At 74.2% G+C, this 23,042-nt stretch carries 17 protein-coding genes; 10 read left to right on the top strand and 7 right to left on the bottom strand.

The window, feature by feature from the left end; translation table 11 throughout:
- Positions 1–82: 82 nt before the first annotated feature.
- On the bottom strand, positions 83–1,705 hold the full coding sequence (locus tag ACFC1F_RS16880; RefSeq protein ID WP_376159045.1) for an FAD-binding oxidoreductase: 1,623 nt from the start codon (positions 1,703–1,705) through the stop codon (positions 83–85).
- Between the two features lie 20 nt (positions 1,706–1,725).
- Here ACFC1F_RS16880 and ACFC1F_RS16875 point away from each other — a divergent pair, with 20 nt between their 5' ends.
- Entirely contained in the window at positions 1,726–2,334 is a 609-nt protein-coding gene (locus ACFC1F_RS16875) for a TetR/AcrR family transcriptional regulator (RefSeq protein WP_209409780.1), read from the top strand.
- Positions 2,335–2,511: 177 nt separating this feature from the next.
- The gene (locus tag ACFC1F_RS16870) at positions 2,512–4,080 is read left to right on the top strand and encodes a glycerol-3-phosphate dehydrogenase/oxidase (RefSeq protein ID WP_376159043.1); all 1,569 of its coding nucleotides are present in this window, start codon (positions 2,512–2,514) and stop codon (positions 4,078–4,080) included.
- A 133-nt stretch (positions 4,081–4,213) separates the two neighbouring features.
- Here the strand turns inward: ACFC1F_RS16870 and ACFC1F_RS16865 are convergent, their stop codons facing one another.
- Both ACFC1F_RS16865 and ACFC1F_RS16860 read right to left on the bottom strand, forming a co-directional pair.
- A complete protein-coding gene (locus ACFC1F_RS16865; protein WP_376159041.1) occupies positions 4,214–4,507 on the bottom strand; it encodes a hypothetical protein in 294 nt (97 codons plus the stop codon).
- Between the two features lie 213 nt (positions 4,508–4,720).
- Complete coding sequence (locus ACFC1F_RS16860; protein ID WP_376159039.1) at positions 4,721–5,503, bottom strand: SDR family oxidoreductase; 783 nt, start codon at positions 5,501–5,503, stop codon at positions 4,721–4,723.
- A 105-nt stretch (positions 5,504–5,608) separates the two neighbouring features.
- Between ACFC1F_RS16860 and ACFC1F_RS16855 the strand changes: the two genes are divergently transcribed.
- Together ACFC1F_RS16855 and ACFC1F_RS16850 are read left to right on the top strand one after the other, a co-directional pair.
- Positions 5,609–6,514: a LysR family transcriptional regulator gene (locus tag ACFC1F_RS16855; RefSeq protein ID WP_376159037.1), complete on the top strand. Its 906-nt coding sequence runs from the start codon at positions 5,609–5,611 to the stop codon at positions 6,512–6,514.
- Between the two features lie 354 nt (positions 6,515–6,868).
- On the top strand, positions 6,869–7,444 hold the full coding sequence (locus ACFC1F_RS16850) for a TerD family protein (protein ID WP_209409770.1): 576 nt from the start codon (positions 6,869–6,871) through the stop codon (positions 7,442–7,444).
- 27 nt (positions 7,445–7,471) lie between these two features.
- Here ACFC1F_RS16850 and ACFC1F_RS16845 read toward each other — a convergent pair whose 3' ends face one another.
- Positions 7,472–8,809 carry a monooxygenase gene (locus ACFC1F_RS16845; RefSeq protein ID WP_376159035.1) on the bottom strand — a complete coding sequence of 446 codons (1,338 nt, stop codon included), beginning with the start codon at positions 8,807–8,809 and terminating at the stop codon, positions 7,472–7,474.
- Positions 8,810–9,031: 222 nt separating this feature from the next.
- On the opposite strand from ACFC1F_RS16845, the gene ACFC1F_RS16840 reads away from it, so the two are divergent.
- Positions 9,032–11,071, top strand: a complete 2,040-nt coding sequence (locus ACFC1F_RS16840) for an FAD-dependent oxidoreductase (protein ID WP_376159033.1) — start codon at positions 9,032–9,034, stop codon at positions 11,069–11,071.
- A gap of 78 nt (positions 11,072–11,149) precedes the next feature.
- Here ACFC1F_RS16840 and ACFC1F_RS16835 read toward each other — a convergent pair whose 3' ends face one another.
- Positions 11,150–11,608, bottom strand: a complete 459-nt coding sequence (locus ACFC1F_RS16835; protein ID WP_376159031.1) for a PPOX class F420-dependent oxidoreductase — start codon at positions 11,606–11,608, stop codon at positions 11,150–11,152.
- Between the two features lie 178 nt (positions 11,609–11,786).
- Between ACFC1F_RS16835 and ACFC1F_RS16830 the strand changes: the two genes are divergently transcribed.
- Positions 11,787–12,323: a PadR family transcriptional regulator gene (locus ACFC1F_RS16830; RefSeq protein WP_376159029.1), complete on the top strand. Its 537-nt coding sequence runs from the start codon at positions 11,787–11,789 to the stop codon at positions 12,321–12,323.
- A 90-nt stretch (positions 12,324–12,413) separates the two neighbouring features.
- Positions 12,414–13,157, top strand: coding sequence for a hypothetical protein (locus tag ACFC1F_RS16825; protein ID WP_376159027.1), 744 nt, complete (start codon positions 12,414–12,416; stop codon positions 13,155–13,157).
- A 134-nt stretch (positions 13,158–13,291) separates the two neighbouring features.
- On the opposite strand, the gene ACFC1F_RS16820 is transcribed toward ACFC1F_RS16825, so the two are convergent.
- Positions 13,292–13,996, bottom strand: coding sequence for a TetR/AcrR family transcriptional regulator (locus ACFC1F_RS16820; protein ID WP_376159025.1), 705 nt, complete (start codon positions 13,994–13,996; stop codon positions 13,292–13,294).
- 245 nt (positions 13,997–14,241) lie between these two features.
- Between ACFC1F_RS16820 and ACFC1F_RS16815 the strand changes: the two genes are divergently transcribed.
- Positions 14,242–15,207: a DUF4331 family protein gene (locus ACFC1F_RS16815; protein WP_376159023.1), complete on the top strand. Its 966-nt coding sequence runs from the start codon at positions 14,242–14,244 to the stop codon at positions 15,205–15,207.
- Positions 15,208–15,309: 102 nt separating this feature from the next.
- On the opposite strand, the gene ACFC1F_RS16810 is transcribed toward ACFC1F_RS16815, so the two are convergent.
- On the bottom strand, positions 15,310–18,483 hold the full coding sequence (locus ACFC1F_RS16810; protein WP_376159021.1) for a putative bifunctional diguanylate cyclase/phosphodiesterase: 3,174 nt from the start codon (positions 18,481–18,483) through the stop codon (positions 15,310–15,312).
- Positions 18,484–18,624: 141 nt separating this feature from the next.
- Between ACFC1F_RS16810 and ACFC1F_RS16805 the strand changes: the two genes are divergently transcribed.
- Both ACFC1F_RS16805 and ACFC1F_RS16800 read left to right on the top strand, forming a co-directional pair.
- The gene (locus tag ACFC1F_RS16805) at positions 18,625–22,182 is read left to right on the top strand and encodes an amino acid adenylation domain-containing protein (RefSeq protein WP_376159020.1); all 3,558 of its coding nucleotides are present in this window, start codon (positions 18,625–18,627) and stop codon (positions 22,180–22,182) included.
- A 14-nt stretch (positions 22,183–22,196) separates the two neighbouring features.
- Positions 22,197–22,967, top strand: a complete 771-nt coding sequence (locus ACFC1F_RS16800) for a leucyl/phenylalanyl-tRNA--protein transferase (protein WP_376159018.1) — start codon at positions 22,197–22,199, stop codon at positions 22,965–22,967.
- Positions 22,968–23,042 lie beyond the last annotated feature (75 nt).

Below are 23,042 nucleotides of genomic sequence, written 5' to 3'. Positions count from 1 at the left end.
TCGGCAGGGGTATGAGCCCGCGCGCGGCTTCCGGCGACTCGCGCTCCCCCCGGCTTCGGCCGGGGGGAGCCCCAAGGGCTGCTCACGGGATCAGCTTGCCGGGGTTGAGGATGCCCGCCGGGTCGAGTTCGGCCTTGACCGCGCGCAGGATGCGGACGCCCAACTCGCCGATCTCGTCGGCCATCCAGGGCCGGTGGTCGGCGCCGACGGCGTGGTGGTGGGTGATGGTGCCGCCGCCCGCGACGATGGCGTCACCTGCGGCGCGCTTGGCGGCGGCCCACTGGGTGAGCGGGTCCTCGCCGAGGGCGGCGACGACGGTGAAGTAGAGCGAGGCGCCGGTCGGGTAGACGTGCGAGATGTGGCAGAGGACGAGCGCGCCGGGGAGCGCCGAGGTCAGCGCGGAGGTGACGGCGAAGCGCAGGTCGGCGAGCCGGCGCCAGTCCGTCGCGGTCTCCAGCGTCTCGCAGAGCGCGCCCGCGGCGAGCAGCGAGTCCCGCAGGTACGGCGCGTTGAACCGGCCGTGCTCCCAGGCCCGGGCGGGCGCCTCGCCGAGCGAGGTGCCGCCGGCCGCGAGCAGGGCGTCGCGGGTGAGCTGGTGACGGGTGGCGACCTGGTCCGCGGTGCCCTCGAAGACGGTGACCGCCAGGCAGCCGGTGACGGCCGGCTCGCCGCCGATCTTCTCCGTCATCGCCAGGTTGACCATCGTCTCGGCCTCGTCGGAGAGCCGGATGACGGTCGGGCCGGTGCCCTGCTGCTCGACCGCGCGCAGGGCGGCCGCGCCGGTCGCGAAGTCCGGGAAGGACCAGGCCTCGTACGCCTTCACCGCGGGTGCCGCGTGCACCCGCACCCGGACGGCGGTGATCACGCCCAGGGTGCCCTCCGAGCCGAGGAACAGCTCGCGCAGGTCGGGGCCGGCGGCGGAGGCGGGGGCGCGGCCGAGGTCGAGCACGCCCACCGGGGTGACGACGCGCAGGCCGCGCACCATCTCGTCGAAGCGCCCGTACCCGGCGGAGTCCTGGCCGGAGGAGCGGGTGGCCGCGAAGCCGCCGATGGTGGCGAAGCGGAAGCTCTGCGGGTAGTGACCGAGTTCGAAGCCGCGGGCGGAGAGCAGGGCCTCGGCCGCCGGGCCGGTCAGGCCCGCGCCGAGGACGGCCTCGCCGGAGGTCTCGTCCAGGTCGAGGAGCTGGTCGAAGCGGCGCAGGTCGAGCGAGACCACGGCGGTGAACACGCCGCGCTCCGGGTCGAGACCGCCGACCACGCTGGTGCCGCCGCCGAACGGGACGACGGCGATCCGGCGTTCGGCGCAGAGCGCGAGCAGCGCGGTGATCTCGTCCTCGCTGCCGGGCAGCACGACGGCGTCGGGCGCGTCCTGCGGTCCGCGGCTGCGCCGGCGGAGCAGGTCGGGGGTGGACTTGCCGCCGGCCCGGGGGAGGCGGTCGGCGTCGGCGGCGCTCACGTGGGCCTCGCCGACGACGGCGGCGAGCGCCTTCAGGTCGGCCTCGGCCAGCCGCGAGGGGCTCAGTACGACCTCGTCGGCGGACGGGCCGGGGGTCGCGTCGCCGGTGACGCCGAGGGCTGCGGCCAGCAGGGCCTTGATGTCGGCGGACAGCTCCTTGGCGAGGGCCGGGTCGCCCCAGGCGTCCCACTTCATCGGGGGGAGCGGCAACGCGGCGCCGGCCGGTCCCGCTTGCGTCTCAGGTGCCATGCGTTACAGTTTCACACATCATGTCAAGTAGTAACGCGAGCCCAGCCGGCCCCGACGGAGCCCCGGAGCCCCGCAGTACCGACGACGCGATCCTCGACGCCGCGGCCGAGCTGATCGTCCATCTCGGCGTGCGCCGGACCCAGTTGGCCGAGATCGCCCGCCGCGCGGGGGTCAGTCGCCCGACCGTCTACCGGCGCTGGCCGGACGTCCGGGCGGTGATCGGGGCGCTGCTCACCCGCGAGATCCGGGCCACCCAGGAGACGGTCGCGCTCGTCGGAGAGGACCGCGAGGCCCTCGTCGACGGGGTGGTCGAGGTGGCGGTCCGGCTGCGCGACCACCCGGTGCTGGGCGCGCTCCTGCGCTCGGCCGACTCCGACACGCTCTTCGAGTACGTCGTGGAGCGGCTCGGCACCAGCCAGCGCGGCCTGATCGAGGCGCTGTGCGCGGGGATCGAGCAGGGCCAGGCGCACGGCTCGATCCGGGCCGGCGAACCGGTCGAGATGGCGGCCATGGTGCTGCTGATCGCCCAGTCCACCGTGCAGTCGCACCGCATGGTCGCCGCACTGCTGCCCGAGGCGGCCTGGCGGCGCGAGCTGGCCCGGGCGCTGAACGGATACCTCGCGCCGTGAACGGACGCCCCGCGCCGTGAACGGGCACCTCGCGCCGTGAGCGGGCACCTCGCACCGTGAACGGACGCCCCGTGCCCTGACCTACGGACACCGCACGCACTGATGCACGGACACCTCGCGCCCTGACGTACGGACACCTCCCGCCGTGAGCGGCGGGAACACCAACGGAGGCACCAGATGACCACCACCGCCGGTCCCTACGCCGGAACCGCCCGACTCGACGCCAGGCGGCGGGAGTTGGAACTGGACGCGCTCACCTCCGGCCCGGCCGTCGACCTGCTGGTCATCGGCGGTGGCGTCACCGGCGCCGGGGTGGCCCTGGACGCGGCCGCACGCGGCCTGCGCACGGTCCTCGTCGAGGCTCGCGACCTCGCCTTCGGGACGAGCCGGTGGAGCTCCAAGCTGGTCCACGGCGGCCTGCGCTACCTCGCCTCCGGGCGGGTCGGCGTGGCCCGGGAGAGCGCCGTCGAGCGCGGCGTCCTGATGACCCGCACCGCCCCGCACCTGGTCCGCCCGATGCCCCAACTGGTGCCGCTGCTGCCCGGGTTGATGAGTCGGGGGCAGATCTCGCTGGTCCGCGCCGGATTCGTCGCGGGCGACGCGCTGCGGCTGAGCGCCGGCACCCCGGGCGGCCTGCTGCCGCGGGTTCGCCGCGTCGGCGCCGACCGCGCCCGCCAACTGGTGCCCGGCGTGAGGGCGGAGGGCCTTGCCGGTGCGCTGGTCGCGCACGACGGCCAACTGGTGGACGACGCACGGCTGGTGGTGGCACTGGCCCGCACGGCCGCGCAGTACGGCGCCACCGTGCTGACCCGGGTGCGGGCGGAGGATGCCACCGGCACCTCGGCCCGTCTCACCGACGCGCTCACCGGGCAGTCCCTCACCCTCGCCGCTCGCGCGGTGGTCAACGCCACCGGCGTCTGGGCGGGCGACGTGGACCCGTCGATCCGGCTGCGACCGAGTCGCGGCACCCACCTGGTGGTCGACGCCGCCGCCCTGGGACGGCCCAGCGCCGCGCTCACCGTCCCGGTGCCCGGCTCCACCAGCCGGTTCGTCTTCGCGCTGCCGCAGCAGCTCGGTCGGGTCGCGATCGGCCTGACCGACGAGGACGCACCCGGCCCGATCCCGGACGAACCGCAGCCGACCGAGGGCGAGCTGGCCTTCCTGCTCGACACCGTCAACACCGCCCTGCAGACCGCGCTGACCAGGGCGGACGTGCGCGGCGCGTACGCCGGGCTGCGGCCGCTGATCGACACCGGCGACGGCGCCACGGCCGACCTCTCCCGGCAGCACGCGGTGCTGGAGTCCCCGTCCGGCGTGATCACCGTGGTCGGCGGCAAGCTCACCACCTACCGGCGGATGGCCGAGGATGCCGTGGACACCGCCACCCGCCTGCGCGGACTGCCCGCCCGCAAGTGCTGGACGGCCCGCCTCCCACTGGTCGGCGCGCCCGCCCACCGTGACAGCCGCCAGGCGCCCGACGGTGACGTGCCGGCCTCGCTGCTCGCCCGTCACGGCGGCGCGGCCCGCGAGGTCCTGGCGGCGGGAACGGCCGCACCGGTCGCGGAGGGCGTCGACGTCACCCGTGCCGAGATCGCCTACGCGGTCACCCACGAGGGAGCCCTGGACGCGGACGACGTGCTCCACCGCCGGACCAGGATCGCCCTGGTGGCGGAGGACGCCGCCCGGGCCCGGGCGGCCGTCGAGGAGATCGTGGCGGAGGCGGCCGCGGAGTCCGGGCGGGCATGACGCCGCGGTGACCGCCGCAACGGATCCGGCCGCCGCAACGGATCCGCCCGGCCGGAAGCCGCCGGCCGGGCTCCCGGCGCTCCGTCCCTGAGCGCCCTGTCCCTGAGCGCTCCGTCCCTCAGTGCTCCGTCCCTCAGTGCTCCGTCCGCTCCGGCATCGGGTGGACGGCACCGCGCAGCTCCAGGACGCAGGCGAGCGGGTGCTCGGGTGTCCCGGTCCGCTCCAGCCGGACGGCGAGCGGCAGCGGCGGCTCCTCGGCCAACTCGGCGGCGAGGGTGAGCGGGTAGACACCGTGGCCGTGGACGCGGTGGAACGCGAGCTCCCTGCCGTCCACCAGCAACTCGGTCTCGGTGATCCACCCGGACCGGACGTTCACCGTGACGGAGTGGTCGCCCCGGTCGAGGTGGAAGCTGTGCCGCTGGCGCATCGGGACCTCCTCGGGGGACCTCCGCGCAGGGGAGCGGGAGCGGCGTGCGGACGCCGCCCGGTCAGTCTACGTCCGGCCGCGGGCCCCGGCCGGGCGTGCGGTTGCCCGCCGTCCGGGGAGGTCTGAGGGGGGTCTGCGGGAGGACCCTGGGACGCCCCCGGGAGGTCTGAGAGGTGATCCCCCGGGGGGACCTGCGCGGCCCGTCGGCCGTCCTCAGGCCAGCCGGCCGCCGCCGTCCACGTGGAGGACGGTGCCGGTGACGAAGGGGCTGGTCATCGTGAAGAGGACGGCGCGGACGAGGTCCTCCGTGGTGCCGACGCGGCGGGCGGGGTTGCGCTCGGCGACGGAGCGGAGGAAGGGGTCCTTGTCGGTGCCCATGCGGTCCCAGGAACCGCTGTCGACGATGCCCGGGGAGATCGCGTTGACGCGGACGGGGGCGATCTCGACGGCGAGGGCCTGGACGAGGAACGCCAGCGCGCCGTTGGTGGTGGCCATCACGGTCCGGGCGGGGGCGGGGCGCCAGGCGGCGACGCCGGAGAAGAAGGTGAAGGACGCGCCGTCGGGGGTGCCGGTGACGGCCTGGTCGGCGAGGTGCTTGGCGAGCAGCAGCGGGCCGTACACCTTGGCGGCGAACGCCCGCTGGACGTCGGCGAGTTCGAGATCGGCAAGCGGGCCGTTGGCGGGCATCGCGGCGGTGGACACCAGGTGGTCGAAGGTGCCGGTGGCGGCGGCGAGGGCGGCGATGGAGGCCTCGTCGGCGAGGTCGACCGGGACGACCTCGGCCGGACCGCTGAGCTCGCCCGCCGTCCACTCCAGCTTGCGGGGGTCCGGTCCGGCCAGGACCAGTTCGGCGCCGGCCGCGGAGGCGGCACGGGCGAGGGCGCGACCGGTGTTCGAGCCGGCGCCGACCACGACGACGCGGCGGCCGGCGAGGGAGGAGGAGGGAGCGGTGGGGAGGGAGGAGGGGGCGGTGGGCGTGGAGGGGGAGGTGGTCATGACGGCGGCTCCGATCGGAGGAGGGGCTGGGTTCCCTTCGACCTTCCACCGGCACCTGCTGATGAGTCCAAGGCTTGTTTTCTCGGTAACCCATAAACTCTCTGCATGGCTACGCTGCGACAGCTCGAATACCTGGTGACCGTTGTCGACACGGGCTCCTTCACCCGTGCCGCCGAGCTGCTGCACGTCACCCAGCCGGCGCTGTCGCACCAGGTGCGGGCCCTGGAGCGGGCCGTCGGCGGGACGTTGCTGGAGCGGCTGCCGCGCGCCGTCCGGCTGACGCCGATGGGGCGGGCGGTACTGCCGCACGCCCGGGCGGCGCTCGCCGACGCCGAGCGGCTGCGGACGGCGGCCCGCCTCACCGCGGGGCTCGACGGCGGGGAGCTGGAGCTGGCCACCGTCTACTCGGTCAGCCTCGGCATCCTGCCGCCGGTGCTGCGCGCGTGGCGCCGGCTCCACCCGCAGGTGCGGATCCGGCTGCGCGAGTACGCCCACAACGACGAGCTCCACGCGGCGATGGCGGCCGGTCAGGCGGACGTCGCGGTGGGCACGCCGCCGGCCGACTGGGAGGGGCCGATCCGGGAGCTGGGGGTGGAGGAGTTCGTCCTCGCCCTGCCTGCCGACGACGAGGTGAGGGACCGTCGGCTCATCGACCTGGCAGCCCTGTCCGGGCGTGACTGGGTGCACTACGCGCCCGGCAACGGGCTCGCCGACCTGCTGGACCGGGCCTGTGCGGAGGCCGGGTTCCGGCCGCGGGCCGCGGTGCGCACGGAGCAGACGGCGGCCGCGCCGTTGCTCGCCGCGGCCGGGCTGGGGCCCGCGCTGGTGCCCGCCAACATCATGCCGCCGGGCTTCGACGGCCTGGTCCGACGGCCCGAACCGCCGGTACGGCGCCCGCTCGTCGCGTACACCCGGACGCGGCCGGACCCGCTGACGGCGGCCTTCGTCGAGGTGTTGGCCCGGCAGGCGTGCCTGCTGCCGCCGCACGTCGCCGAGCTGTTGGAGGCGTGAGGGGGCCGGCGTCGGGGCCGCGGTCGGGGGCGCGGTCGGGTCGGGGGCGAGGTCGCCCGATCGTGGGGGGGCGCCGCCCTCGGCCCGGCCGGCACTCGTGCCTCCAAGCTGCCGTGCCCCCGGCTGCTGTGCCTGCCGGCCGCCGCGCCCCGTCGGCTCCGGTGCCCCCGGGGCCCGAGCCCTCCCGCCCGGTGAGCCCTCCCGGCTGCCGCGCCCCCGGTGCCGCGTCCTTCCGGCGCGCCCCCGGGCTCCGCGTCCTTCCGGCGCGCCCCCCCCGCATCGTGGCGAGTGGATTCTCGTGATCTCTACAGTGTTGTAGATTCTTCGGCAGGGAGAGCAAACGAGGAGGGCATCGTGGGAGTTTCGCTGGCCAAGGGTGGCAACGTCTCGCTGACCAAGGAGGCGCCGGGCCTGACCGCCGTCATCGTCGGCCTCGGCTGGGACGTGCGCACGACCACCGGGGCCGACTACGACCTGGACGCCAGTGCGCTGCTCTGCAACGCGCTCGGCAAGGTGGTCTCGGACCAGCACTTCGTCTTCTTCAACAACCTGCGCAGCCCCGAGGGTTCGGTCGAGCACAGCGGCGACAACCTGACCGGCGGCGGCGACGGCGACGACGAGCAGATCAAGGTCGACCTGGACGCGGTGCCCGCCGACGTGGCCAAGGTGGTCTTCCCGGTGTCGATCTACGACGCCGACGCCCGCCTGCAGAGCTTCGGGCAGGTCCGCAACGCGTTCATCCGGATCGTCAACCAGGCCAACGGCCAGGAGATCGCCCGGTACGACCTCACCGAGGACGCCTCGACCGAGACCGCGATGGTCTTCGGCGAGCTCTACCGCAACGGCGTCGAGTGGAAGTTCCGTGCCATCGGCCAGGGTTACGCCTCCGGCCTGCGCGGCATCGCCACCGACTACGGCGTCAACGTCTGAGGCGATGCCGACAGGGCCGGTGAACTCCTAGTCCGCTGAGGTGTTCTGACGGAGGGTCGGCGGCTGCGTGATGGCGTGGCCGCCGAACCCGCCGGTGCCGGCGACCTGTTGCCGCCACCAGTCGACCATCGCGGCCTCGTCCATGGCCGACCAGTCGGGCGCCTCGGTGACCTGGGCCCGCCCGAGCCGCCGTCCCATCTCGACCGTCTCCCGGCCGACGACACCGCGCTCGGCGTCGTACACGGGCAGCAGTTCGGCCCAGGAGCCGGCCGTGCGCCAGGCGTCCTCGAAGGCGCAGGCGTCCTGCAACGCCTTGACGACACCGCTGGTGTTGTGCGGGCGGACCACGGTGGCCGCGTCGCCGGCCAGCAGCAGGCGGCCGGCCGTGCGGCGCGGTACTGCCAGGTCGTAGACCGGCTGCAGGAAGGTCCGCTCGCGCGGGGTGAGGGTGACCACCCCGGCCCAGTACGACGGCAGGTGCCGCTCGGCCAGTGCGGCCAGCTCCTCGAACCGTCCGGTGGTGAGCGTCCCGGCCGGGACGCTGGTCGCGCCGTCCGGCCTCAGCCAGGGCGGTGTGGGGGCGTAGAAGACCCAGTTGACCTGGGTGGAACCGGGCTCCAGGCCCGGGATGCGGTACAGCACCACCTGGCCGCCCGGGTAGCAGACGGTGATCACCTCGCCCTCGGGCCAGAGCGCCGCACCGCCGGGCAGGCCGTCCAGCAGCCGGGCGTCGAAGCTGCCGCGCCAGCAGACGTACCCCGCGTAGGCGGGCCGGGCATCGGGGAAGGCGGACTCGGGGCAGACCGCCTCGCGGACCACCGACCGGTAGCCGTCGGCGCCGATCACCAGGTCGTACGTCTCGCGCCCGCCGCCCGCGCTCTCGATCCAGGCCTGCCCGCGGTCACCGTGCCCGCCACCCGCGCCCTCCCTGCCCTCCCCGCCACCTGTGCCGTCCCCGCCGTCCGTACCGCCGCCCGCCGCGGTGACCGCCTCGCCGAGGCGGAAGGCCACGTTGTCCGGGGTGCGTTCGCGCAGCGCCTGCCAGAGCACGCCCCAGTGGTAGGAGTGGAACGGCATCTCCTGTTCCCAGAGCAGCCGCCCGCGCGGATCGCCCGTACCGCTCCCGCCCCCGCTGCCCGCGCCCTCGCGGGTGAGCCAGTGGCGGTGGGTGAGCCGGTGGTGCCGGATCCCGTCGTCCAGGTGGCCGGCCCGGACCAGCTCGTCGTACCGGGGGTCGAGGACGCAGAGGCCCACTCCCCGGTCCTCCAGCCGGCCGGGACTGCGTTCGAGGACCACCACCTGGTCCGCCCCGCCCCGCGCGGCGGCCCGCGCGAACGCGCACCCCGCGATGCTTCCGCCGACCACGGCTATCGAGCCACCCCGCACTGCCGCCCCCTCTCCGGGGGTCCGCTGCGAACCCCGCGTCGCGCAACGACCATACGCGCGTTCCGTAGTGACCTGACGGCGAGTCAGTGATATTCGGCGCGGAGAGGTGGTGATTCCCATTATGCAACTAGTTGCATAGGTGCCGAGGCATCCCCTACCGTCTGGTAACGAAGAGCCGCCCCCGTCGCCCAGGAGACGCCGATGAGCACCGCCGACCAGCCGCCCTACCCCCACCTGCTGAGCCCGCTCGACCTCGGCTTCACGACCCTCCCCAACCGCGTGATCATGGGGTCGATGCACGTCGGACTGGAGGAGGCGCCCGGCGGCTTCGACCGGATGGCCGCCTTCTACGCCGAGCGCGCCCGCGGGGGCGTGGGCCTGATCGTCACCGGTGGCATCGCCCCCAACGAGGCCGGCCGCCCCTGGGGCGGTGGCGCCATGCTCGTCACCGAGGAGGAGGCCGACCGGCACCGCGTCGTCACCGACGCCGTCCACGCGGCCGGCGGCAAGATCGCGATGCAGATCCTGCACTTCGGCCGCTACGCCTACCACCCCGACCTGGTCGCCCCCAGCGCCCTCCAGGCCCCGATCAGCCCGTTCGTGCCGAACGCGCTCACCGCCGAGCAGGTCGAGCAGACCGTCGAGGACTTCGCCCGCTGCGCAGCCCTCGCCCGGCGGGCCGGGTACGACGGTGTCGAGATCATGGGCTCCGAGGGCTACCTGATCAACGAGTTCACCGCCTCCGCCACCAACCACCGCGAGGACGAGTGGGGCGGCTCCTACGAGAACCGGATGCGGTTCCCGGTCGAGATCGTCCGCCGGGTCCGCGAGCGGGTCGGCCCCGACTTCGTGCTGATCTACCGCCTCTCCATGCTCGACCTCGTTCCCGGCGGCTCCACCCTCGCCGAGGTCGTGCAGCTCGCCCAGGCCGTCGAGGCGGCCGGCGCCACCATCATCAACACCGGCATCGGGTGGCACGAGGCCCGCATCCCCACCATCGCCACCTCCGTGCCGCGCGGCGCCTACGCGTGGGTGACCAAGAAGGTGATGGGCTCGGTCGGCGTGCCGCTGGTCGCCGTCAACCGCATCAACACCCCCGAGATCGCCGAGCAGGTGCTCGCCGAGGGCTGTGCCGACCTGGTCTCGCTGGCCCGTCCGCTGCTCGCCGACGCCGACTTCGTCGCCAAGGCGCAGGAGGGCCGCGCCGCCTCCATCAACACCTGCATCGGCTGCAACCAGGCCTGCCTGGACCACACCTTCAGCGGGCAGATCACCTCCTGCCTGGTCAACCCACGCGCCTGCCACGAGACCGAACTCGTCCTCGCCCCCACCAGGACGCGCAAGCGGATCGGCGTCGTCGGCGCCGGGCCGGCCGGCCTCGCGTTCGCCGTCTCGGCCGCCGAACGCGGCCACGCCGTCACCCTGTTCGACGCGGCCGACACCGTCGGCGGGCAGCTGAACATCGCCCGGCGCATCCCCGGCAAGGAGGAGTTCGACGAGACCCTGCGCTACTACCGCACCCGGCTGGCCGAGTTGGCCGTCGAGCTGCGCCTCGGTGCCATGGTGGACGCGGACCAGCTGGCCGCCGGGGGCTTCGACGAGATCGTCCTCGCCACCGGCGTCACCCCGCGGATCCCCGCCGACCTGCCGGGAGTCGACCACCCCAGTGTGGTCGGCTACCTGGACGTGCTGCGGGACGGCGCCGACGTCGGCAAGCGCGTGGCCATCCTCGGCGCCGGCGGCATCGGGTTCGACGTCGCCGAGTACCTCACCGACCAGGGCGACGCCGCGAGCCTCAACCCGCCCGTCTTCCACCGCAAGTGGGGCATCGACCCCGAGTACCGCGAGCGCGGCGGCCTCACCCGCCCCGAGCGGCCCGAGCCCCCGCGCAGCGTCCACCTGCTCCAGCGCAAGACCACCAAGGTCGGCGCCGGCCTCGGCAAGACCACCGGCTGGATCCACCGCACCGAGCTCAAGCACCGCGGCGTCACCATGGTCGCCGGCGTGACCTACGAGCTGATCGACGACGCAGGCCTGCACCTCGTCGTGGACGGCGAACGGCAGCTCCTGCCCGTCGACACCGTCGTCCTCTGCACCGGCCAGGAGCCGCGCCGCGACCTCGACGTGGCGCTGCGCGAACTCGGCCTCGCCCCGCACCTGATCGGCGGCGCCGACGTGGCCGCCGAACTCGACGCCAAGCGCGCCATCAAGCAGGGCACCGAGCTGGCCGCCGCGCTCTGACCTCCGGGGCTTCCCGCACCGGCGCCGCCCCTCGCTCCCACCCGGGAGGGAGGGGCGGCGCCGCCCGTGCGCCCGCCCTCAGCCGCTGACGTCCAGCGCCGTGCCGTACAGCCGCTGCACCCGCAGCCGGATCACCACCCGCCGTTCGGCGACCTGCTCGGCCAGGAACTCCCGCGGGTCCGCCGGCCGGAACTCCGCCGGGAGCATCGCCAGCAGCTCCTGCCCGACCGCGTCGCCCGGGACGGCCGTCGCCTCCGAGACCTCCGCCTCGCCCTCCGCGACGGCGAAGGAGAACGCGTCCGGTCCCTGGACGTGCAGGGCCGCCCGCGGGTCGCGCCGCAGGTGGCCCACCTTGACGCGGTCGGCGGTGGTGGAGAACCGCACCACGCGCCCGGTGGGGTCCCACCGGTACAGCATGGTGGTCAGGTGCGGGTGGCCGCTGCGCTTGACGGAGGCGAGGGTGCCGAACTGCCGGGCGCCGAGCAGGTCCGAGAGGGCCTCGTCGGAGAGGGGGCGGGGCGCTGGTCGCTGAGTCATGACCGGTCCAACTTTCCGGCGCATGCAAAAGTTCCGAACTGGATTACCTTTTTGTGGACTACTTTCTTGCTGCGCCCCGGAGTCGGGTCCGGCCTCCGGTGCCAGGACCGGCCTTCCGCCCCGGAACCTGCCTCCGGCGCCAGGGGCGGCCCCCGGTGCCACGCCCTAGGATCGGCCCATGTCGCTGCCGCACGCCATCCTCACCGCCCTGTTGGAGAAGCCTTCCTCGGGGCTGGAGCTGACCCGGCGGTTCGACAAGTCGATCGGCTTCTTCTGGTCCGCCACCCACCAGCAGATCTACCGCGAACTCGGCCGCCTGGAGGCCTCCGGCCAGATTCGGGCGCTCCCGCAGACCGGACCGGTGCGCGGCCAGAAGAAGGAGTACGAGGTGCTGCCCGACGGCCGCGCCGAGCTCGAACGGTGGACGGCCGCCGGGGACGCTCCCAAGGCCGTCCGTGAGCCGCTGCTGCTGCGCCTGCGCGCGGCGGCGGTGGTCGGCACCGCCGGCCTGGAGGCCGAGCTGAACCGTCATCTCGCGCTCCACCGCGCCCAGTTGGCCGACTACGAGGAGATCGAGCGGCGGGACTTCCCGCCCGAGGGGTCGGCCGGCGAGAACCGGCTCCAGCACGCCGTCCTGCGGGCCGGGATCGGTCTGGAGTCGTTCTGGGTGGAGTGGCTCACCGGGACCCTCGCGGAGCTCCCCGACCCCTCCTGAGCTGCGGCCCTGCGCTTCGGGCGGGCGGCGCGGCGGCCCCGGTGCGACACTGGGTGCCTGTCCCTGTCCGACTCCTGATCGGGGGCCCGCATGTCCCACTCGCGGCCTCTCCTCGCCCTCGCCGCCGCGGCCGTGGCCACCGCCGTCACCCTCGGTGCGGCCGGGAGTGCCACCGGCTCCGCCCGGCCGGCGGCCATCACCCTCCAGGCGGCCCCGGCCGAACAACTGCCCACGTCGGAACAGCTGAAGGCGGCCCTGCTCACCGCCGCCGAACTCGGCCCGGACTTCACCGAGATCCCGTCCGAGGCGAGCGCGTCACCGAGCGGCGGCGCCTCCCCGGTGGCCGGCTGTGACGCGCTGCGCGCCCTGCTGAATCGGCAGGACACCGGGGCCTCGCCACAAACCCCGCATCAGGAAGCCGAGTTCGACGGACCCGGCGGCAACCCCATGGTGACCGAGTCGCTCACGGCCGAGGACTCCGCCAAGCTCACCACCGACTTCGCCACCGTCAGCGACGCGTTCGCGAACTGCCACAGCCTCACCTTCACCGACGGCACCGGCTCCGCCGTGACCTTCCAGGTCACCCCCATCACCCTGGGCGACCGCCACGACGCCCCCGCCGTCCGCCTCGACGGCAACCTCGCCGGCGTCGTGCTCAACGGCTACCTCGGTATCGAACGCTTCGGCCCCACCGCCATGGCCTACGGCTTCTTCCAGCGCGACGACGACTCGTCCCAGCTGGCCTCCGTCTACTACCGCGCCGCCGTCGCCAAGGCCGAACACATCCTCGGCAGCACCGCCGGCAGCACCACCGCCCCGGCAGCCGCAGTCTGACCGGCAGCGAAGGTCCGTCCTCCCCGGACCGCGGGGGAGGGCGGGCCTCTCCGGGTGGGGGTTCGCCTCGGGGGCCTTGCCCTTCCGGACCGGTGGCGTCACCGTCGGCTCGTGGCGCAGGGGGCCGGTGATTCCTAGGGCTGCGCCGCCAGGCGGGTGGCGGCGGCCTCCAGGAGGAGGTCGAGGGCGAACGGGTAGCCGCTGCGGTCCATGTCGGAGACGAGGAGGTCGGCGGTGGCGGCGATGTGGGGGTGGGTGTCGGGGCCGAGGCGCGCGTAGCGCAGGCGCCAGACGGCGAGGTCGGCGGCGCGGGCGGGGGCGGGCAGGGCGAGGGCGGCGGCGTCCTGGGCGGCGAAGGCGAGCGCCTGGTCGACGAAGGCGTGGTAGATCCGGACGGCCTCCGGGTCGGGGAAGCCCGCGCGGCGCAGGACGCCGAGGATCGTCTCGACGGCCCGCGTCTCGTTGTCCCGCCCGGTGGTGCGGTGGGCGGCGAGCTGGGCGGCCTGGGGGTGTGCCTGGTAGGCGGTGTGGATGCGCATGCCGATCTCGCGCAGGTCGGCCCCCCAGTCACCGGTGAGCCGCAGGCCGTGCTGGGCGCGGCCGATGAGTTCGTCCGCGACGGCGAGCATCAGGTCGTCGGTGTTGTGGAAGTACCGGTAGACGGCGCTCGGGTCGGCCCCCAGGGCGGCGCCGAGGCGGCGGACGGTCAGCGCGGCCGCGCCGTGCTGGCCGATCAGTCGCAGGGCCGTCTCGACGATGACCTGTTCGGACAGGACCGTGCCCTGCTTGGTCGGCCGTCTGCGCCGCCGCTGCGGTTCGGGGACCACGCGTTCCGTCATGGCGGGCAGCCTAGGGCAACGAGGGCTATGACAACAGCGTTGGCGTTGCGACGGCCGTCCGCGCCCGCGGCGACCGTCCGAGCCCGCGACGGCCCGTGACCGCCCGGCGCCGTCGGCAGTCGGCAGTCGGCCGATCGGCGGACGGCGGACCCCGGCACGGGTGGCCTCCCCCCGTGCCACGGGTCCCACTGGTACCACGGATCCGACAACCAGGGGGATGCACAGAGACGAGGTAGCGCAGCGCCATGTCCCACCACCTCAGTGGTCCGAACCTCCGCTCACCGCGCGGCGACGCCCGGCTCGACCTCACCGACCTGTTCGCTTTCCCGGGCTCGGACGCCTCGGGCCGGACCGTTCTCATCATGAACGTGAACCCGTACGCGCCGACCCGGGCCGCCGAGTTCCACCCGGACGCCGTCTACCGGATCAACATCGACAACGACGGTGACAACCGGGCGGACGTCGCCTACTCGTTCACCTTCTCCGGCCCGGGCACCGGCGGCCAGACCGTCACCGTCCACCGCGCCACCGGGGAGGCGGCCCGGAGGCACGAGGCGGGCGGCGACGTGCTGTTCGCCAACGTGCCGGTCGCCTTCGGCTATGCGCCGGACGTGGCGGAGGTGGGTGGCTACAAGCTCTCCGTGGGCCTGCGCAGCGATCCCTTCTTCGCCGACCTCGAAGGGATCGTCAACAACTTCACCTGGACCGGCAAGGACGCCATGGCCGAGGCCAACGTCTTCGGCATCGCCCTCGAAGTCCCGGACGCCGAGCTGGGCCCGGATCCGGTGATCGGCGTCTGGGCCCGGGTCAGCCTCCACCTGGACGGGCAGCTGATCTCCGTCGACCGGGGCGCGCACCCCTCGCTGACCGCGTACTTCAACGCGGAGGAGGTCAAGGACGCGTACAACACGGGCGAGCCGGCCGACGACTGGGCGACGTACCGCGAGGCCTGGACGGCCGTCCTCCAGCACACCGGGGACTACACCACCGAGGCGGCGACGGAGACGCTGAAGCTCGTCCTCCCCGACGTCCTGCGCTACGACCGCTCCCGCCCCGCCGCCTACCCGAACGGCCGCACCCTCAGCGACGACGTGACCTCCGCCCGCCTCGCCATGGTCTCCGGCGGCAAGATCCTCAGCGACCACATCCCTCCGCACACCGACCTCCTCCCGACCTTCCCCCACCTCGGCCACCCGCACCCGGCGGAGTAGCCGGGGAACGGCTCACAGGGCCGTGCCGGGTGGGTGAACCGGGGGACGGCCGGTCGGCGGCGTAGGGCGGCCCGGGGCGGTGCCCGGGGCGTCGCCGTCCGGTCAGGCCGGGGGGCGGGCGTCGCTGAGGTCGGCGTACTCCTCGATGAGGGTGCGGGCCTGCTCGGGGGTGAGGGGGCGGGCGAAGAGGTAGCCCTGGCCGAGGGGGCAGCCCATGGCGGCGAGCAGGTCACGCTGCTCGGTGTTCTCGATGCCCTCCGCGATGACCTGGACGCCGAGGGTGTCGGCGATCCGGGTGATGCCCTCGACCAGGGCGTACTGCTGCTGGGAGAGGCCGAGGCCGTCGATGAAGGACTTGTCGATCTTCAGGATGGAGATCGGGAACTCGCGCAGGTAGGAGAGCGAGGAGTAGCCCGTCCCGAAGTCGTCGATGGCGATGCCGACGCCCAGCCCGGTCAGGGTGCGCATGTCGGTGTGGACGCGTTCGTCGCGGCGCATCAGCACGGACTCGGTCAGTTCCAGGACGAGCGCCTGCGGGGTGATCCCGGAGGTCCGGACGGCGCCGCGCACCACGTCCACGAAGCCGGCGTCGCGGAACTGCCGGGCCGAGACGTTGACGTTGACCCGCAGGGGCGGCAGGCCGCGGGCGCTGCGCCGGTCGCCGCTGAGCCGGTGCCAGCCGGCCACCTCCTGGGCGGCCCGTTCCAGGACCCACGCGCCGAGCGGCACGATCTGGCCGCTCTCCTCGGCGAGTGCGATGAAGTCGTCGGGCAGCACCATGCCGCGCCGGTCGTGCGGCCAGCGGACCAGTGCCTCGAAGGCGACCAGGTCGCCGGTCTGCAGGTCGACGATCGGCTGGTAGTACAGCTTGAACGCGGACTCGGCGATCGCGGTGTCCAGGTTCTCGTTCAGTTCGTGCCGCTCCACCAGCCCGGCCTGGAGCGCGGGCTGGTAGTGGCACCACTGCCGCTTGCCGGCCGACTTCGCCGAGTACAGGGCCAGGTCGGCGTGGCTGAGCAGCTCGGTCCCGTCCACGCTGTCCTCGGTGGTGGCGACGCCGATGCTGGCCGTGACCCGGACGGCGCCCGCGCTCAGCTTGAACGGCTCCGTGAAGGCGGACAGCACCGCGTCCGCCGTGGCGCCGACGTCGGCCGGGCGCAGCGCGTCCTCCACCAGGACGGCGAACTCGTCGCCGCCGAGCCGGGCCGCCGTGTCGGAGGTGCGCAGCGCGGTGGAGACCCGGAGCGAGACGGCGACCAGCAGTTCGTCGCCGACCGCGTGCCCCTGGGTGTCGTTGACCACCTTGAAGTCGTCCAGGTCGATGAAGAGCACCCCGGTGATGGCGCCGCTGCGCTCGCCGCGCGAGAGCGCGTGGCCCACGCGGTCCTGGAAGAGGACGCGGTTGGCCAGGCCGGTGAGCGAGTCGTGGAAGGCGCGGTGGGTGAGCTCGCGCTCCATCTGACGCTGTTCGGTGACGTCGCGCAGGGTGAGCACCAGGCCACCCACCGTCGGGTCGCCGCGCAGGTCGTTGCAGCGGACCTCGGCCTCGATCGGCGTGCGGTCGTGGCGCAGCAGGCGCCAGTGTTCACGTTGCATTTCGCGGCTGTCGCCCGACCGCCCGCCGCCGTCCAGGCCGCGCATCCGGGCCAGTGCGCTGCCGACGGCGCGGCTGTCCTCGGGCGGGACGAGGTCGGTGATCAGGGTGCCGTCCAGGCTGGGGTAGCCGAGGACGCGTTCGGCGGAGGAGGAGGCGTAGCGGACGCCGTCGTCGGCGTTGAGGATCAGGATGACGTCGCTGGCGCTCTGCACCAGGGTGCGGAAGTAGACCTCGCTGTTGCGGCGGTTGATCTCCTGGCTCAGCATCACGCGTTCGACGGCCAGTGCGGCCTGGGCGGCGAGGATCTCCAGCGAGCTCCAGAGGCTGGTCAGCTCCTGTTCGGTTCCGGTGACGATGAGTGCGCCGATCAACGGGTCGCCGGAGGGGCGTTCGGCGAGGGTCAGCGGGCAGAGCAGGGCGGAGGGCATGCCGTCGAAGCGGAGGGCCAGGTCGCTGCCGATGTCCTCGACGGGGAGTAACCGGGTCTCGCGGACGGCCGCCAGGGCGAGCACCTCGTCCGAGCCGGGGCCGTCGCCCAGGGTGTGCTGGGCCGGTCCGCGCTCGGCGTGCCGGATGTGCAGGACGCCGGCCTCGGTGACCGCGAGCAGCGCGACGTGGCCGGGCTCGGCCGGCATCAGGGTGGAGGCGGCGGCCTGGACGGCGTCGGCGACCTCCTCGACGGTGACGGCCGCGGTCAGTGAGGCGCCGGCCTCGCGCAGCGCCCGTTCCCGGGCCAGGGCCTGCCGGCGGGCGCCGACCACGATGGCGAGGCGGGCCAGGACGAGCAGGAAGAGCAGGGCGGAGAAGGCGCCGATCACCCCGGCGTTGTTGGTGTTGCCGTTGACGGACTCGACGATCAGGATGGTCGGCGCGATCAGCGAGGCCGCGGTGAGCAGGGCCAGCCGGCCGTGGCCGAGGTCGACCACCTGCGAGGGCACCGGTCTGGTCAGCTCGACCATGGAGGGGTGCAGTGCGGCCGCGCCCCAGGCGGTGTAGAAGGCGGCCCAGCCGAGGTCGACCGGGGTGCCGATGTGCCAGTCGCCGTGCAGCTGGATCAGCCCGTACAGGATGTCGGAGATCAGCAGGCCGACGGTCCCGACCGTGAGCAGCTGGAGCGCCCGGCTGCTCCCGCCGCGTGGGACGAGCAGGCGCAGCAGCAGGAAGAGCACGATCACGTCGCCCAGCGGGTAGGCCATCGAGACGGCCTTCTGGAACCAGCTGAGGTCGGGGTTCCGGGCGTACGGGAGGATCAGGTAGATCCAGGCGAGCAGGGCGAGGCCCATGGTGAGGATGAGCGCGTCCAGCAGGCTGGCCCGGTCCTGATGGGCCGTCCGCCAGCGGATGAAGCCCAGGACGCCCGCCGCGTACAGCAGGTACTCGGCGAGGTAGAAGCCGTCGGCCACCGAGGGGAAGGGGCTCCCCAGGTGCAGGAACTCCAGCTGGATGACCTGGACGACCTCGCCGGCGGTGAAGCTGAGGTTGGCGAGTGCGAGCAGGTACCAGAAGAGCGCGTGGGAGGGGCGGTTGAGTCGGACGCCGACCACGATGGCGGCGACGCCGCCGAGGCCGATGCCTGTCCACCAGATGATCCGCTGCGTCGGGTAGATGTAGTAGATGCAGGTGAACAGCACCATCCACACCAGATAACAGACCATCAGGTGTTGTCGCCGGCGTGTCAACGAGGCTACCTCCTCCACGACATCACTCCGCCGGTCGGGCGGGGGAGTTCGGGTGAGGACGGGTCTTCCGGGAGTCGCCCTTCGGGGCAGGGGCTGCGTCCGTCCGTCGGGTCGGGACCGGACGTTCGAAATGAGCCGTGAGTGCGTATAGTCGGAAATGTCGCACCTCCCAGCATTCTGCCGCCACAGCACGAGGTCAAGCCGGTGGATGATGCAGCAGACAGCGCACAGGGCGCACGGTCGGAAGTGAACTCCGGTCGTCACGCCGTGTTGTGCAACGAAGACGGTCGGTATGCGATCTGGCCAGGTGACTTCACCGTTCCGAGTGGTTGGCGGACGGTGTTCGGCCCGGACGGCCGGGCGGCCTGCCGGGCCTACGTGGAACGCGAGTGGCGGTGGGACGGGCTCGGGCTCGGGCCGTCGCACGGCACGGGTGCCGGACCGGACGCGGACGCGGACACGGGCGCGGACACGGGCTCGGGCCGGCCGCCGGCCGCCGGGTCCGCGGACACCGTGCACGGGCTCTTCCGGGCGCGCGCCGCCGACGGTCCGGACGCCCTCGCCGTCCTCGCCGAGGACGGCGAACTGAGCTACCGCGAACTGGACCGGCGCAGCGACCGGCTGGCCGCCGCGCTGCGGGCCCGGGGCGTCGGACCGGACCGGGTGGTGCCCGTCTGCCTGGAGCGCGGGACCGGCCTCGTGACGGCCTGGCTCGGCGTGCTCAAGGCCGGCGGGGCCTTCCTCCCGCTGGACCCGGCCCACCCCGAGCGGCGGCTCGCGCAGCTCGTCGAGGACTGCCGCGCCACGGTGGTGGTGGCAGGGCGCGGGCGGCGCTTCACGGGCGCCGAGGTGCTGGCCGCGGACGCGGAGGCGGAGACCTGGGAGGGGGGACCGGAGCCGGACACCGCTGCTGCGGACGACCTCGCGTACCTGATCTACACCTCCGGCACCACCGGTACGCCCAAGGGCGTGCCCGTCACCCACCGTTCCCTCCTCTTCACCCTGGACCGCGTCGTCCGCGCCTACGGGCTGACCCCGCACGACCGGGTGCTGCAACTGGCCGCCCTCGGCTTCGACACCGCGTTGGAGCAGGTGCTCGCCACCCTGGTCAGCGGCGCCACCCTCGTCCTCGGCGGGGCGCGGACCTGGGCGCCCACCGAGCTGGTGCACCGGATGCACGACCTGGGGCTCACCGTCACCGACCTCACGCCCGCCTACTGGCACCACGTGCTGGCCCTGCTCCCCGAGGGCGGTCCGGCCCCCGCGGGCCTGCGGCTGGTCGTGGTGGGCGGGGACACCGTGCACGCCGACGACTGCCGCACCTGCCTGGACCGGCTGCCCGGCGTCCGGCTGGTCAACGCGTACGGGGTGACCGAGGCCGCGGTCACCTCCACGCTCTGCGAGGTCACGCCGGAGGCGCTGGCCGGCGGTGCGCACGGGCGCGCCGCGCACGGGCCGCCGGCCGGTGGGGCGTCGGCCGCCGCCGCGGCGGCGCCGGTGCCGATCGGGCGGCCGCTGCCGGGCGTGCGGGTGCACGTGCTGGACGCGCGGCTCTCCCCGGTGCGGCCGGGGGAGAAGGGCGAGATCTACCTCGGCGGCCCCGGCCTGGCCCGCGGCTACTGGCGACAGCCCGGCCTGACCGCGGAAACGTTCCTTCCCGACCCGTACGCGGCCGTCCCCGGGGAACGCATGTACCGCACCGGCGACGCCGGGCGCTGGCGGGCCGACGGCAACCTGGAGATCCTCGGCCGCTTCGACGACCAGGTGAAGGTCCGCGGCTACCGCGTCGACCCCGCCGAGGTCGAATCGGTGCTCGCCGCCCACCCCGACGTCCGGCAGGCCCGCGTCGCCGCCGACGGCAACGACGACGGAACGCGCGTCCTCACCGCCTACTACACGCTGACCGGGCGCGCCGAGTCCGGCGCCGGTGCCCGGCGTCCGCAGATCCGGTCCTACCTGGCCGAACGGCTGCCGGACTTCATGGTCCCGGCCGAGTTCGTGCTGCTCGACCGCATGCCGCTCACCCCCCACGGCAAGATCGACCGGCGCCGGCTGCCGCACACCACGCCGCAACTCCAGCGGCGGGCCGGCGGAGGACGGGGCGACGGGCCGGCGGAGGAGACCGAGGGCCAGGACGAGAACGGGCGCCAGGACGAGAACGGGCGGACGGACGAGATCGCGCGCGCCGACGGGGCCGCGCGTCCCGACGGCAACGGGGGCGCGATCGAGGCCGGCATCGCCCAGCTCTGGTCCCAGCTGCTCGGCGTCGACACCGTGGGACCCTCCGACGACTTCTTCGAACTCGGCGGCAACTCCCTGCTCGCCATGGAGATGCTCGCCCGGGCCCGGATCATGTTCGGCATCGACGTCACCCGGATCCGCTTCCTCACCCGGTCGCTGCTGCGCGACTCCACCCTGCGCGCCTTCGCCGACGCCACCCGGACGGCGCGCTCCGCCTGGAACGGCCTCGGCGAGACCACCGTCGACTGGGCCGCCGAAGCCGAACCCGGCACCCCCGTCCGGCAGTCCTGGCGCCCCGCGCCCTGCCGCGCCGAACCTGCCGAGATCCTGCTCACCGGCGCCACCGGCTTCTGCGGCGCCCATCTGCTGAACACCCTGCTGCGCACCACCGGCGCCCGCATCCACTGCCTGGTCCGCGCCCCCGACGAGGAACACGCCCTCGAACGCATCCGCGCCGCGCAACAGCGGTTCCTCCGGCACGACCTGGCCGACGCCCGGGTCGTCCCGCTGGTCGGCGACCTCACCGAACCCCTGCTCGGCCTGACGCAGCACCGGTTCGAGGAACTGGCCGACAGCCTGGACGCCATCCACCACCTCGGCGGACAGGTCAACTTCATCTACCCCTACCACCAGCTGCGCGCCGCCAACGTCGGCGGCACCCGCGAGATCGTCCGGCTGGCCGGGCACTCCCGCGGCGTCCCGGTGCACTACCTCTCCACCCTCGCCGTCCTGGCCGGCTTCGGCCCGGCCGGCGTCGCCGAGGTCACCGAGCGGATGCCGCTCGCGTACCCGGAGAAGCTCGCGGTCGGCTACGTCGAGAGCAAGTGGGTCGCCGAACAGCTGCTGCACAACGCGGCCGCGGCCGGCCTGCCGGTCACCGTGCTGCGCACCAACGACGTCACCGGCGACCTCGCCACCGGGGTGATGAACACCGGAACCGAGATCTGCGCGCTGATCAAGTACATGGCGGACAGCGGAAGTTGCCCCGACGTCCGGCTGCTGCTCGACTTCGTCCCGGCCGACCGCTTCAGCCAGGCCGTCGCCCACATCGCCGCCCACGCCCCCGCCAACGGCGAGGTCTACCACGTCACCTCACCCCGCCCCGGCGTCCTCGCCGACCTCGCCGCCCGCCTGCGTGCCCGCGGCCACCCGGTGGACGAAGTCCCGTACGCCGCCTGGGTCCAGGACCTCGTCCGGTTCGCCGCCGGCCACCCCACCCATCCGATGACCCCGTTCGTCCCGCTCTTCGTCGACCGCAGCCCGGGGACGGAACTCTCCATCAGCGAGATGTACTTCCGCCCGACGTTCCCGCTCTTCGACCGCGCCAACACCGAACAGGCCCTGGTGGGCAGCGGGATCGACCTTCCGGCGGTCGACGACGGGCTGCTGGACCACTACCTGGAGCAGCTGACGGCGGAGGGCTTCCTGGCCCCGCCCGTGGGGGTGTTGCGACGGTGAACGGGACGGCCGGGATGTTCGACGGACTGGACGTGGCGCGGGCGCCGGGGGACGGGCCGGTGGCGTTCGGGGGCGGGCTCGCGGCGGACGTGCTGCTGGCCGCTTACCGGCGCGGGCTGTTCCCGATGCCCGCCGCCGACGACTACGCGAGCGCCTTCAACGAGGCCCGGTTCGAGGAGGCGGTGGCCTCGGGCACGGTGGCGCTGCTCCCGGGAGCCGCCGCCGTCGACGACGACGACCCCTACGCCCTGGCCTGGTGGTCCCCGGACCCTCGCCCGGTGATCGCCCCGGGCGGGGTGCGCATCGGGAGCCGGCTCGCCCGGCGGCTGCGCAACGGCCTGCCGTGGTGGACCAGCGCCGACCGGGCCTTCCCAAGAGTCCTCGCCGCCTGCGCCGAGGGCCGCCAACCGCCCTGGCTCACCGAGGGGTTACGCGCCACTCTGCTCCAGCTGCACGACCGCGGCGCGGCGCACAGCGCCGAGGTCTGGGACGGCGAGGAGCTGATCGGCGGGGTCTTCGGGGTCACCGCGGGACCCGTCCTCAGCCTCGACTCGATGTTCCACCGCCGGTCCGACGCCGCCCGCGTCGCCGTCGCCGACCTCGCCGCCCGCTTCGCCGACGCGGGCGGCCGTCTCCTCGACGCCCAGTGGGACACCCCGCACGTCCGCACCCTCGGCGCCGTCCCCACCTCCCGCGCCGACTACCTCGCCGCACTCGCCGCCCCGGCCGACCTGCGGCCGCTGGCCCCGGACGCCCTCCCGGTCTCCCGCCTGGGGCGGCGCTGACCCCCGGCGCTCACCCCGTCCGCGCCGCCCCGCGCCGCCCCGCGCCGCCCCGCGCCGCCCCGCGCCGCCCCGCGC

It is taken from the genome of Kitasatospora sp. NPDC056181 (assembly GCF_042266225.1).
Taxonomy (GTDB): domain Bacteria; phylum Actinomycetota; class Actinomycetes; order Streptomycetales; family Streptomycetaceae; genus Kitasatospora.
Note: the sequence above shows the minus strand (reverse complement) of the source record. Positions and strands in the feature narration are given on the sequence as shown.

Coding starts and splice junctions, on each gene's coding strand:
- ACFC1F_RS16820 (WP_376159025.1), bottom strand. CDS start 13,996: ATGACGGAACGCGTGGTCCCCGAACCGCAGCGGCGGCGCAGACGGCCG.
- ACFC1F_RS16875 (WP_209409780.1), top strand. CDS start 1,726: ATGTCAAGTAGTAACGCGAGCCCAGCCGGCCCCGACGGAGCCCCGGAG.
- ACFC1F_RS16815 (WP_376159023.1), top strand. CDS start 14,242: ATGTCCCACCACCTCAGTGGTCCGAACCTCCGCTCACCGCGCGGCGAC.
- ACFC1F_RS16835 (WP_376159031.1), bottom strand. CDS start 11,608: ATGACTCAGCGACCAGCGCCCCGCCCCCTCTCCGACGAGGCCCTCTCG.
- ACFC1F_RS16830 (WP_376159029.1), top strand. CDS start 11,787: ATGTCGCTGCCGCACGCCATCCTCACCGCCCTGTTGGAGAAGCCTTCC.
- ACFC1F_RS16840 (WP_376159033.1), top strand. CDS start 9,032: ATGAGCACCGCCGACCAGCCGCCCTACCCCCACCTGCTGAGCCCGCTC.
- ACFC1F_RS16860 (WP_376159039.1), bottom strand. CDS start 5,503: ATGACCACCTCCCCCTCCACGCCCACCGCCCCCTCCTCCCTCCCCACC.
- ACFC1F_RS16880 (WP_376159045.1), bottom strand. CDS start 1,705: ATGGCACCTGAGACGCAAGCGGGACCGGCCGGCGCCGCGTTGCCGCTC.
- ACFC1F_RS16870 (WP_376159043.1), top strand. CDS start 2,512: ATGACCACCACCGCCGGTCCCTACGCCGGAACCGCCCGACTCGACGCC.
- ACFC1F_RS16865 (WP_376159041.1), bottom strand. CDS start 4,507: ATGCGCCAGCGGCACAGCTTCCACCTCGACCGGGGCGACCACTCCGTC.
- ACFC1F_RS16825 (WP_376159027.1), top strand. CDS start 12,414: ATGTCCCACTCGCGGCCTCTCCTCGCCCTCGCCGCCGCGGCCGTGGCC.
- ACFC1F_RS16855 (WP_376159037.1), top strand. CDS start 5,609: ATGGCTACGCTGCGACAGCTCGAATACCTGGTGACCGTTGTCGACACG.
- ACFC1F_RS16800 (WP_376159018.1), top strand. CDS start 22,197: ATGTTCGACGGACTGGACGTGGCGCGGGCGCCGGGGGACGGGCCGGTG.